The following is a 12,058-nucleotide window of genomic DNA, read 5'->3' as shown; positions in this document are numbered from 1 at the left end:
CGATGAACAGGAGTCAGACCATGAGGGATAAGCTTCATAGTCAAAAGGGAAACAGCCCAGACCACCAGTTAAGGTCCCAAAATACAGATTAAGTGGGAAAGGATGTAATACTACTCAGACAACCAGGATGTTGGCTCAGAAGCAGCCATACATTTAAAGAGTGCGTAATAGCTCACTGGTCAAGTGGTAATGCGCCGAAGATGAACGGGGCTAAATCTGATACCGAAACTGTGGGATAGAAAAGCAATTATGCGAGAAGTATGAAGTAAAAGTGATTAGGAAATATATCAACTAGTAAAGTAAGAGAGAAAGACATAAACAAAATTTGTGAAAACACAAAGCGTAAAACTATTAAACGATACAATTTCTAAAACTTAACAACATACAACTGGCATAATAGCTTTTCTATCGGTAGAGGAGCGTTGTATATGAGAAGAAGCAAAAAGCGTAAGCAATTGTGGATTATATACAAGTGAGAATGCTGGCATGAGTAGCGAAAAGGGATGTGAGAATCATCCCCGTCGAAAGCCCAAGGATTCCTGAGCAAGGCTCGTCCTCTCAGGGTAAGTCGGGACCTAAGGCGAGGCCGAAAGGCGTAGTCGATGGACAACAGGTAGAAATTCCTGTACTACAAGATTGTGATTGAGAGAAGTACTGACGCAGAAGGAAAAGTCGAGCGTGCGAATGGTTGTGCACGTCCAAATAATAAGCCAGAATATACAGGCAAATCCGTATATTCGTCAACGTAAGTTATGATGGGGAGCAGAAAGATGCGAAGCGACAGATTCAAACTGCCAAGAAAAGGTGCTATCGAATAATCTTGTACCCGTACCGCAAACCGACACAGGTAGGCAAGAAGAGAATTCTAAGACGCGCGGAAGAACCTTTGTTAAGGAACTCGGCAAAATAATCCCGTAAGTTAGCGAGAAGGGATGCCTAAGAAATTAGGTCGCAGAGAATAGGCCCAAGCGACTGTTTACCAAAAACACAAGTATCTGCTAAATCGAAAGATGAAGTATAGGTGCTGACACCTGCCCGGTGCTGGAAGGTCAAGGGGACTTGTTAGAGCAATCGAAGCAACGAACTTAAGCCCCAGTAAACGGCGGCCGTAACTATAACGGTCCTAAGGTAGCGAAATTCCTTGTCGGGTAAGTTCCGACCCGCACGAAAGGTGTAACGATTTGGGCGCTGTCTCAACAAAGGATCCGGTGAAATTGTAGTAGTCGTGAAGATGCGACTTACCCACGGTAGGACGGAAAGACCCCGTGGAGCTTTACTGCAGGTTGACATTGAATTTTGGGATTAAATGTACAGGATAGGTGGGAGACGAAGAAGCAAGCTCGCCAGAGTTTGCAGAGTCACTGTTGGGATACCACCCTTTTAATTCTAAAGTTCTAACTAGTTACCATGAAGCTGGTAATAGGACACTGTCAGTCGGGCAGTTTGACTGGGGCGGTCGCCTCCAAAAAAGTAACGGAGGCGTTCAAAGGTTCGCTCAGAATGGTTGGAAATCATTCAAAGAGTACAAAGGCAAAAGCGAGCTTAACTGCGAGACATACAGGTCGAGCAGAGACGAAAGTCGGACTTAGTGATCCGGTGGTACCGAGTGGAAGGGCCATCGCTCAACGGATAAAAGCTACCCCGGGGATAACAGGCTTATCTCCCCCAAGAGTCCACATCGACGGGGAGGTTTGGCACCTCGATGTCGGCTCGTCTCATCCTGGAGCTGGAGTAGGTTCCAAGGGTTGGGCTGTTCGCCCATTAAAGAGGCACGCGAGCTGGGTTCAGAACGTCGTGAGACAGTTCGGTCCCTATCCACCGTGGGCGTGAGAAATTTGAGAGGATCTGTCCTTAGTACGAGAGGACCGGGATGGACAGACCGCTGGTGTACGAGTTGTACTGCCAAGTGCACAGCTCGGTAGCTACGTCTGGGAAGGATAAGTGCTGAAGGCATCTAAGCACGAAACCAACCTCGAGATAAGATTTCTATGAGATTACTTGAAGAAAACAAGATAGATAGGTCAGAGGTGTAAAGATAGTAATATCAAAGCTAACTGATACTAATAAATCGAAAACTTGACTGGAAATATATACTGTTATTGATTGAGATGAAAAAGAGAATAAGTATGGTGATAAAAGCAAGAGGGATACACCTGTACCCATGCCGAACACAGAAGTTAAGCCTCTTAACGCCGATGGTACTACGATGGAAACGTCGTGGGAGAGTAGGTAGTCGCCAAACAATTAAGATCTAGTGATGACAATGTCCGCTAGGTCTTTTTTTGTGTTATATCAAACCTACGAGCCCACTTGTGGGAGACCTAGACCTAACAGAAATCTATGATTTCGTAGTAGGTCTGGTGCAACCAGTTGCCACGAATCTATGATTCGTAGGAACTGTCTGCTGTAGGTAGTCGCCAAACAATTAAGATCTAGTGATGACAATGTCCGCTAGGTCTTTTTTTGTGAGTTCTTTTTTGTGAGTTCTTTTAGCTATACTAATATAGAAAATGGTGTAAAGATTTCTCTAGACAACAGTTGCAGGATACACATAGGTATATACCTTAGCAAACATCTTGCACGAATATCTAGACTACGAAAATAAATAAATTCTAAGCTTGTGAACCTAAAATCGCAAACTCGCTAACGCTCAAACAGTGCGATTTTTTAACGGTTCCCTTCGCTTGAATTTATGATTATTTTCTCCGTATGATATTCTTAGCTTAGATTGTTTGCTTGAAGGTTTCGCAAGATTTACAGTTGCAAGACACACAGAGCTCAAAAATCAGAGCAAACATCTCGCACGAATATCTAGACTCCGAAAATTAATAAATTCTAATCTTGTGAACCTAAAATCGCAAACTCGCTAACGCTCAAACAGTGCGATTTTTTAACGGTTTCCTTCGCTTGAATTTATGATTATTTTCTCCGTATGATATTCTTAGCTTCGATCGTTTGCTTTAAGGTTTCGCTATGTTGAGAATTGCAAGACAAGGGTAAAAATGGTGCAAATATTTCGCCAGACAACTGTTGCAGGATACACATAGGTTAGGCTAGAAGCAAACATCTCACACGAATATCTTAGGCTAAATTCAATGATCTCACTCGCTCATAAAAAACACTAAATTTTATGTGATGATATTCGGTTCGATTGTTTGCTTAAAGGTTTCGCTATTTTGAGAATTAAAGGACAAGGATAAAAGTTGTGTAATGATGTCATAAATATTTTAACGGGAAGGTTAAGGTGTAAATAAGAAGGTAAGTTTGATATAATAGTTAAGTAAATCAATAGTAATTTTAAATATGATTAATAGAAGCAAAGAAAGGAAATAATTATGAAGGATAATAAGTCGAAGATTTTTTTAGTTATAGGATTTATTGCTGTGGCTATTTTGGTCATGGTTTTTGTAAAAAAGAAGCCTAATGGAACAAGTGAAGTTAAGTCAACTCAATCTGAACAAAATGCTAGTGAAAGCTCGAACAGCTCTGAAAAGATAGACACATCAGACTTAAATAGTTTTAAGGAAGCTTATAAGCAAGTAGACAAGGAAGATGTTTTATTTGCTGGTAAGGATGCTGGTTTTGAGAAGTTTTTCTCATACGATAAGCCTGTGTTTGTAAACTTCACATGGATTGAATGTGCTCCTTGTAAGGAAATGGCTCCGTATATTGAAAACACGTTCGATAAGTTTAAAGGAAAGGCTGTTGTTAAGGATGTTGAAGTTAATGTAAACAATGATTTCGCATCACAAGCTGGTATTAGGGTTACGCCTACTCAAATTTTCATTCCTTTAAAAGAAGATTTTAAATTTTCCGATAAGGCTAAGAGTGTGATGGATGAATATTTCCAAGAGGTTACTGTAAATGGTAAAAAGGGATATATTCACGAAGGTTTGTTGGAGGAAAATGAATTAGAGATTTTGATTTCGGATATGATCAATGGATAGTTTATTAGAATTTTTATCGAAAATAGTCAAGGATTATGTTTATTTAGCTCCGATTATTTCTTTAGTTGCGGGGATTTTGACTAGTTTTCTTCCCTGCTCATTGCCGATGATTCCAATTATAATTGGGTATTTGTCGGGAAATAATTACGATAGAAAAAAATCGTTCAAGGTAGCTTTGGTTTTTAGTTTAGGTAGTATTTTAGTTTTCACAATTTTTGGATTAACTGCTGCCTTGGTTGGTAAAATTTTAAATCAATTTAGTAGAGTATTTTATATTATTATTGGAATACTTTTAATTCTTATGGCGTTTCAAAATTGGCATGTTATCAAGATTATTAGTCTCAATAAGTCTAGTAAGATTACAAAAACTGGACTTCTGGGAGCTTTTATAGCTGGTGTTATCCAAGCGGTGTTCGCATCGCCATGTTCAACACCTGTTTTGGTTTCGTTGATGGCTATAGCGGCTAATACTAGAAACATTTTATTTTCTATTGTTTTATTTGTATTCTACGGCATAGGTAATTGTTTTTTGGTGTTTATGTCTGCTTTATTGATGGGTAAAGTTGAAGAGATTATTCAAAATGATTCATATACTAAGGTTTCTAAGATTATTGAAATAGTTCTTGGTGCAGTATTGATGTTATTTGGATTATATTTCTTGTACCAAGGTATTTAGGAGGAAATTTATTGGAAAAAGACGTATTAGAGTCAAAAAAATTGCAAGATTTGAAAATTATTGCTAAGGCTGTCGGCGTTGCAGGTATTAGCAAATACAACAAGCAAGATTTGATAGAAGAGATTATTAGTCAGGTTAATATTAATGAGAGGAATAATTCTGAAGAAGATTATGACGAATCATCTTCTAACGATGAAAAAGATTTGAAAGATCCATTAAAAGTTGAAGGAATATTGGATTTGCACGAAAATGGATATGGATTTTTGAGATCAGAAGGTTATGATTCAGGAGATGATGATATTTATGTTCCACCTGTTCAAGTTAGAAGATTTAAGCTAAAAACGGGAGATTTTGTAGAAGGATTATCTCGTGAAAAAAAAGATAAAGAAAAATTCAATGCTTTGATTTATGTGAACCGTGTAAATGGAGATACTGTAGAAAATCTAAGAAATAGGCCTGATTTTGAAAATTTGACGCCGATTTATCCAACAGAAAGATTAACGCTAGAAAGAGATTCTAACAATGTATCGATGAGAATTATGGATTTGATAAGCCCTGTTGGAAAGGGACAAAGAGGATTAATTGTTGCCTCACCTAAAACTGGTAAGACGACTTTGCTTAAAAATATTGCAAATTCTATTAGAAAAAATTATCCAGATATTCACGTTATTGTTTTGTTGATTGACGAAAGACCGGAAGAAGTTACTGATATGAAGCGTTCTGTTTTGGGAGCAGATGTTGTAGCTTCAACTTTTGATGAGATGCCTCAAAATCATATTAGGGTTTCTGAAATCGTGATTGAGAGAGCCAAGAGGCTTGTAGAACATAAAAAAGATGTTGTAATATTGGTCGATTCAATTACTAGATTATCTCGTGCATATAATGTTACTAGCCCTTATTCAGGTAAGACTTTGTCTGGTGGACTTGATCCTCTAGCATTGAATGGCCCTAAAAGATTTTTCGGTGCTGCGAGAAATATAGAAGAAGGCGGTTCTCTGACTATATTGGCGACGGCTTTGATAGAAACAGGATCTAGAATGGATGATGTTATATTCGAAGAATTCAAGGGAACTGGAAATATGGAAATCAAATTGGATAGGAGCCTGTCGGAACAGAGAGTGTTCCCTGCAATTGATTTGAATAAATCTGGAACTAGAAAAGATGAATTGCTTCTTACTAAAGAAGAATTATCTGCAATTAATAAAATAAGAAGACAATTGAATTCACAAGAAAATAAAGATATTGCAGATCAAATTATAAAAATGATTAAAAACACAAAAACAAACAAAGAATTTGTAAAATCAATAAATGATTTGCAAAGTTTGTAAATAAAATTATAATGAAATATTCAAATTTGGTAGACAAGTTCATACTCATGTGTTATAATAGGTAAGTCGAAAATAATTTTGAGAAAAACGAGGTGATAATATGAAAAAAGATTTACATCCAGAATACCACGAAGCTACAGTAACTTGCGCTTCTTGTGGCAATACTTTTAAAGTAGGATCTACTAAAGAAAACATAAACGTCGAAGTTTGTAGTCAATGTCACCCATTTTATACAGGACGTCAAAGATTTGTAGAACATGGTGGTAGAGTAGAAAAATTCAAGAAAAAATACAACATGGATTAGCATTTTTGCCAGTGCCTTTTTGGTGCTGGTATTTTTGTGTTAAAAAATAGATAATGAACAATGAAAAGGTAAATTGAAATGAAGAAAACTACAATTGGGGGACAAGCCTTAATCGAAGGAATTTTGATGAGAGGTCCTTCAAAGTATTCCGTAGCCGTAAGGAAACCCGATCAAGACATTGATTTGGTTGTAAAAGACTTAGAAAACAATAAAATAAATTTGATGAAGATTCCTTTTATTAGAGGAGTTGTTAGCTTGTTTGATTCTATGAAATTAGGAATGGATGCATTGATGTATTCGGCAAGCTTCTACGAAGATGATAGCGAAAATTTTTTCGATAAACATTTTAAAAGCAATGCCAGAAAGATAGAAAATGTGTTTTCTATAATAGTATCAGTGGCATTGGCGTTATTGTTTTTCTTCTTTATTCCAACTTTTCTTACATCATTTGTTAAGCTAAACCATTCATCTTTTAGCTTCAATTTAATAGAAGGACTGATACGAATTATAATATTTTTTACATATCTTTTTATAGTTTCTCGTTCAAAAGATATGAAAAGAGTATTTGAATATCATGGAGCTGAACACAAAAGTATTTATTGCTATGAAAAAGGACTTGATTTGACAGTTGAAAATGTTAGAAAACAAAGTCGACTTCATCCAAGATGTGGTACTAGCTTTTTGTTTACTGTTATGATAATTTCAATCTTGGTGTTGGGTTTAGTTGGATGGCCAAATCCACTGATGAGAATGTTGTATCGTATAATATTACTTCCGGTGATTGTGTCAATCTCTTATGAAATTAATAGATTAATCGGAAAATATGATAATAAACTTACTGCAATGCTTGTTAAGCCAGGATTATGGGTTCAAAAGTTTTTCACAGTAAGAGAACCTGATGACAAGATGATTGAAGTAGCTATCTTGGCGCTAAAAAATGTAATTCCAGAAAAAGAAGATGAAGATTTATGGTAATAAAAGATATTTATAATTTGTTCGATAAATCCGATTGTCTTATGATTTTGGAAAAATTGTATAACTATAATTTCTCTGACTCTATTATCCATTCAAATGACAAGATAAATGAGAATGATGAGAAAACAATATTAGAATATAAAAAACTTTATGATGAGGATATTCCAATCGAATATATACTTGGGTTTAAATACTTTTACAACAGAAAATTTTATACAGATTCTAGTGTGTTGATTCCAAGATTTGATACTGAAATTTTGGTAGATGAAATAATAAAAATAAATCGTAAGTTTGAGAACATATTGGAAATCGGGATTGGATCGGGGATAATATCAATCACTTTGAATTTGGAATTGAATTCAAAAGTTTTGGGAGTAGATATAAATAAAAAAGCTATTGAACTTTCCAAGAAAAATGCAGAGAGTTTGAATGCGACTAACGTTGAATTTATTTATTCTGATTTGTATGAGAATGTGAATTATAAGTTTGATTTGATAGTTTCCAATCCGCCTTATATAGACAAAAAAGATTTCAATTCACTTGAAACAAAAATTTTAAAAGAACCACGATCTGCACTTTTCGGTGGAGATGATGGACTGTATTTTTATAGAAAGATAATAAATCAAGCTAGTGATTATTTAAATGAAGATGGTATGCTCGCTTTTGAAATAGGTTATAATCAAAGAGAGAGCATATTTGAGATTTTAGATGAAAACGGATTTGAAAATCACTATTGCATAAAAGATTTTAACGGTTTTGATAGAGTAATAATTGCGAGGAGGTAATTATGTTTGAAAATTTAGATAGTGTTGTTGATAAATTCAAAGACTTAGAAGTAAAAGTCGCAGATCCTGAAGTTATCGCTGACATGGAAAATTGGACGAAATTAATGAAAGAACACGCTGATTTAGAACCAGTTGTTAATAAATATTTGTCATACAAAGATAATTTGAAAAATTTAGAAGAAGATAAGGAGCTGTTGGGTACTACTGGAGATAGTGAAATGGAAGAACTATTGAAAGATGAAATCTCAACATTGGAAGAACAAATCGAAAAAGACCAAGAAGAATTGAAAATTTTGTTGTTGCCTAAAGATCCTAACGATGAAAAGAACGTATTTATTGAAATAAGAGCCGGCGCCGGTGGAGATGAAGCGGGATTATTTGCTGGTGAACTTTTGAGAATGTATCAAATGTATTCCGACAAAAAACACTGGACAACTGAAATAATGGATATTCAACAACAAGGTGTTGGTGGAATCAAAGAAGTTGTAATGATGGTAAAAGGAAAAGGCGCTTATTCTAGATTAAAATATGAATCTGGAGTTCACAGAGTTCAAAGAGTTCCTCAAACTGAAAGTTCGGGAAGAATTCACACTTCTACTGCAACTGTTGCGGTATTGCCAGAAGCAGAAGATGTCGATGTAAAAATCGAACAAAAAGATTTGAGAATAGACGTGTTCAGAGCGAGTGGTAATGGTGGACAATGCGTAAACACTACTGACTCTGCTGTCAGAATTACACACATCCCAACAGGTCTTGTAGTAACATGCCAAGACGAAAAATCACAAATTAAGAACAAAGACAAAGCTATGAAAGTTTTGAAATCTAGATTGTATGATTTGATGGAAGAAGAAAAGAATAAAGATAGAGCAGATGCTCGTAAATCTCAAGTTGGTACTGGAGATCGTTCTGAAAGAATTAGAACTTACAACTTTCCACAAGGAAGAATTACTGACCACAGAATCAACAAAACAATATTCCAATTACAAAATTTCTTAGATGGAGATATAGAAGAAATGATTGATGATTTGACAAGCTACGATCAAGCTGAAAAATTAAAAATGATGAATTAAAAATTAACTCGAGTTTAATCGCTCGAGTTTTTTATATTATAGTAAGTAATGATATAATTAGATATATATTTAGATTTAGGAGATAAAAATGAATAGCGAATTAATTTATGAATATTTAGATAAAATCGGAAGAGATGGTTACAAGTTGGGACTTGATAGAATGCAAAAAACTTTGAAGATTCTAGGCAATCCCGAAAAAAGTTTTAAAATAATCCATGTTGCTGGAACTAACGGGAAAGGCTCAACATCAACTTTTATATACCAAACGCTTAAAGAACATGGATATAAAACTGGACTTTTCACATCGCCTCACATAATTAATTTCTACGATAGAATAAAAATCGACAAGGAAATTTCAGAAGAAGATTTCATGAGGATTTTCGAAATTATCAAGGATACTATTGAAAAAAATGATATAAAAGTGTCTACATTCGAATTTATAACTTTGTGTGCGATTTATTATTTTGCAGAACAAAAATGCGAATATGTTGTACTTGAAGTTGGAATGGGTGGAAGATTGGATGCAACAAATGCTACAGATGAAACATTGTTATCAGTAATTACAAAAATTGGATTGGATCATCAAGAATATTTGGGAAATACATTGGAAGAAATCGCCTACGAAAAAGCTTGCATCATGAAGCAAAACGGAAGATGTGTCGTTTACGATCAACAAGAAAGTGTATTGGACGTTTTCAGAGAGGTCGCAGAAGAAAGAAACAACAAACTATATATTTGTGATTTTGATGAAGCTAAAAACATCGAAATCAACGCAACACACAATTCTTTTGATTGGAAAAATTTGCACATTGAAACTAGATTAGTTGGTAGATATCAATTATTTAACGCTCAGTTAGCATTGACTGCGATTGACGTATTAAGAGACGAACTTGATTTGTCTGATGAAGATATTATAAATGGGTTCAAAAACGCATACATTCCTGCAAGATTTGATGTAATTAGACACAATCCTACAGTGATTTACGATGGTGGGCACAATGCCGACGGCGTAAAAGCATTAAAATCATCAATAGAATCTGTGTTTGGCGATAAAAAAATTGTATTTGTTTACGGAGTATTGAAAGACAAAGACTACAACGACGAAATCAAACTAATTCATGAAAATGCCAAAGCATTTGTTACATTTACTCCAGATTCTCCAAGAGCATTAAAAGCAGAAGATTTGAAAAAACAAATTGAAGTTTATAGTGATAATGTTGTTGCAAAATCAAATGTAAATGACGCCGTGGATTATGCTATTGAACATTTCAAGGATGATGTAATTATAATTTTTGGAACATTGTACAGTGCGGAGCAAGCCTATGAACATTTATAAACAAGTTTTTGATGGAAAAAACATCGGGGAAATCTTGTACGATGAACCGATGAAAAATCACACTACTTTCAAAATTGGAGGTAATTGTGATGTTATGATATTTCCACAAAATGAAGAACAAATAATAAATTCTCTCCAATTAATTAAACAAAACGACTTTGCATACAGAATTATAGGCAACGGATCGAATTTGTTAGTTAGCGATGATGGGCTAAGAGAAGTTGTAATTAAATTACACGATAATTTCAATGAAATAAGAATTGATGGTGATCTTTTAATAGCACAATCAGGCGCGTTATTGAGCTCTGTTAGTAAATTAGCTATTAACAACTCATATGCTGGTTTTGAAGCCGTTAGCGGCATACCTGGAGACATTGGAGGGGCTATTACAATGAATGCAGGTGCCTATGGAACTGAAATGAAAGATATTGTTCACAGAGTTAAGGTGATTGATACAGATTTGAAAGTAAAATATCTTAACTGTGACGAGATGGATTTTTCATACAGACATTCAAGAGTTCAAGATGAAAAATTAGTCGTGTTGGAAGTTGAATTTATACTAAAAAAAGGCGACCAAAAAGAAATTCTCGATAATTTTCACGACTACACAGAAAGAAGAACATCAAAGCAACCTTTAGAGCTTCCTTCATGCGGCTCAGTGTTCAAAAGACCAGAGGGACACTTCGCTGGACAATTGATTGATGAAGCAGGCCTCAGAGGCTATAGGTACAATGATGCGATGGTTAGTGAGAAACATTGCGGTTTTATAGTTAATGTTGGAGATGCAAAATGCTCTGATGTTGTAGCTGTTATAGAACATGTGCAAAAAGTAGTGTTTGAAAAGTTCAATGTGAAATTAGAACCAGAAGTGAGAATTATCGGTGGAAAATAAAATAAAATTAACCAGAGAATATCACGTGCATTCAGTTTACAGTCGTAACAATCACGGAAAAAGTACAATCGAAGAAATTGTACAAGAAGCTAGAGCAAAAAAGTTAAAGACTATAAGTATAACGGATCACGGTCCAGGGCACATGATGTATGGAATAAAAAGAAAGTTAATTCCAGTACAACGTCAAGAAATCGACAGACTCAAAGAAAAATACGACGACATTGAAATTTTGATGGGAGTTGAAGCCAACGTAATTGGATACGATGGCCAAATAGATATTACAGAAGAAGAAAAAAAGTATTTTGATTTTATTAATGTCGGATTTCACAATGGAGTTAGATTTGTAGATAAGAAATCTTTTTATAATTATCATGTTTTAAAAAGATTGAGTTGGATGGGTCCATCAGTCAGAGAAAAAATGATTGATTTGAACACAACAGCAATGGTAAAAGCATTGGAAAAAAATGATATTTTCATAATAACTCATCCAGGAGATAAAATAGATGTGGACATCGAAAAAATCGCACAAACATGCGAAAAAACAAATACGGTAATGGAAATTAACAACCACCATCCACATTTATCAGTAGAAGAAATCAAAATTTCTTCACATTATAATGTTAAATTTAGTCTAGGAAGTGATGCTCATCACAAGAAAAATATTGCGAATGTAGATGACAGCATCAGAAGAGTAATTGAATCAGGTTTGGATATTAGTAGAATTATAAACATCGATTAGGAGAAT

The 12,058-nt window shown here is 35.0% G+C and carries 10 protein-coding genes and 2 rRNA genes (1 of these 12 running past the window's edge); all 12 read left to right on the top strand.

The annotated features are described in order from the left end of the window. A 23S ribosomal RNA gene (locus tag FMG_RS05780) occupies positions 1-2,084 on the top strand (it extends 920 nt beyond the left edge of the window). A gap of 41 nt (positions 2,085-2,125) precedes the next feature. Further along, positions 2,126-2,242 (top strand): 5S ribosomal RNA (gene rrf / locus FMG_RS05775). Positions 2,243-3,335: 1,093 nt separating this feature from the next. Next, positions 3,336-3,947, top strand: a complete 612-nt coding sequence (locus tag FMG_RS05770; RefSeq protein WP_012290824.1) for a thioredoxin family protein — start codon at positions 3,336-3,338, stop codon at positions 3,945-3,947. Next, positions 3,940-4,623 (top strand): cytochrome c biogenesis CcdA family protein, encoded by a 684-nt coding sequence (locus FMG_RS05765; protein WP_012290823.1) that lies wholly within the window; start codon positions 3,940-3,942, stop codon positions 4,621-4,623. Before FMG_RS05770 ends, FMG_RS05765 begins: the two co-directional genes overlap by 8 nt. A gap of 11 nt (positions 4,624-4,634) precedes the next feature. Beyond that, the gene (gene rho / locus FMG_RS05760; protein ID WP_012290822.1) at positions 4,635-5,951 is read left to right on the top strand and encodes a transcription termination factor Rho; all 1,317 of its coding nucleotides are present in this window, start codon (positions 4,635-4,637) and stop codon (positions 5,949-5,951) included. A 100-nt stretch (positions 5,952-6,051) separates the two neighbouring features. After that, a complete protein-coding gene (gene rpmE, locus FMG_RS05755) occupies positions 6,052-6,255 on the top strand; it encodes a 50S ribosomal protein L31 (RefSeq protein WP_002836835.1) in 204 nt (67 codons plus the stop codon). A gap of 78 nt (positions 6,256-6,333) precedes the next feature. Continuing rightward, positions 6,334-7,230: a DUF1385 domain-containing protein gene (locus FMG_RS05750; RefSeq protein WP_012290821.1), complete on the top strand. Its 897-nt coding sequence runs from the start codon at positions 6,334-6,336 to the stop codon at positions 7,228-7,230. After that, positions 7,224-8,015, top strand: coding sequence for a peptide chain release factor N(5)-glutamine methyltransferase (prmC, locus tag FMG_RS05745; protein ID WP_012290820.1), 792 nt, complete (start codon positions 7,224-7,226; stop codon positions 8,013-8,015). The genes FMG_RS05750 and prmC overlap by 7 nt, the downstream gene beginning before the upstream one ends. A 2-nt stretch (positions 8,016-8,017) precedes the next feature. Continuing rightward, the gene (prfA, locus tag FMG_RS05740) at positions 8,018-9,085 is read left to right on the top strand and encodes a peptide chain release factor 1 (RefSeq protein WP_002840294.1); all 1,068 of its coding nucleotides are present in this window, start codon (positions 8,018-8,020) and stop codon (positions 9,083-9,085) included. An 88-nt stretch (positions 9,086-9,173) separates the two neighbouring features. Further along, positions 9,174-10,421 carry a bifunctional folylpolyglutamate synthase/dihydrofolate synthase gene (locus tag FMG_RS05735; protein WP_012290819.1) on the top strand — a complete coding sequence of 416 codons (1,248 nt, stop codon included), beginning with the start codon at positions 9,174-9,176 and terminating at the stop codon, positions 10,419-10,421. Further along, complete coding sequence (gene murB, locus FMG_RS05730; RefSeq protein ID WP_012290818.1) at positions 10,408-11,313, top strand: UDP-N-acetylmuramate dehydrogenase; 906 nt, start codon at positions 10,408-10,410, stop codon at positions 11,311-11,313. Before FMG_RS05735 ends, murB begins: the two co-directional genes overlap by 14 nt. Then, a complete protein-coding gene (locus FMG_RS05725; protein WP_012290817.1) occupies positions 11,303-12,052 on the top strand; it encodes a PHP domain-containing protein in 750 nt (249 codons plus the stop codon). Before murB ends, FMG_RS05725 begins: the two co-directional genes overlap by 11 nt. Positions 12,053-12,058 lie beyond the last annotated feature (6 nt).

The organism is Finegoldia magna ATCC 29328, assembly GCF_000010185.1.
Lineage (GTDB): Bacteria > Bacillota > Clostridia > Tissierellales > Peptoniphilaceae > Finegoldia > Finegoldia magna_H.
Note: the sequence above shows the minus strand (reverse complement) of the source record. Positions and strands in the feature narration are given on the sequence as shown.

What these genes read in the sequence shown, in the direction of transcription:
- FMG_RS05735 (WP_012290819.1), top strand. Translation starts at nt 9,174, where the DNA reads ATGAATAGCGAATTAATTTATGAATATTTAGATAAAATCGGAAGAGAT.
- murB (WP_012290818.1), top strand. Translation starts at nt 10,408, where the DNA reads ATGAACATTTATAAACAAGTTTTTGATGGAAAAAACATCGGGGAAATC.
- FMG_RS05770 (WP_012290824.1), top strand. Translation starts at nt 3,336, where the DNA reads ATGAAGGATAATAAGTCGAAGATTTTTTTAGTTATAGGATTTATTGCT.
- FMG_RS05750 (WP_012290821.1), top strand. Translation starts at nt 6,334, where the DNA reads ATGAAGAAAACTACAATTGGGGGACAAGCCTTAATCGAAGGAATTTTG.
- prfA (WP_002840294.1), top strand. Translation starts at nt 8,018, where the DNA reads ATGTTTGAAAATTTAGATAGTGTTGTTGATAAATTCAAAGACTTAGAA.
- FMG_RS05765 (WP_012290823.1), top strand. Translation starts at nt 3,940, where the DNA reads ATGGATAGTTTATTAGAATTTTTATCGAAAATAGTCAAGGATTATGTT.
- prmC (WP_012290820.1), top strand. Translation starts at nt 7,224, where the DNA reads ATGGTAATAAAAGATATTTATAATTTGTTCGATAAATCCGATTGTCTT.
- rpmE (WP_002836835.1), top strand. Translation starts at nt 6,052, where the DNA reads ATGAAAAAAGATTTACATCCAGAATACCACGAAGCTACAGTAACTTGC.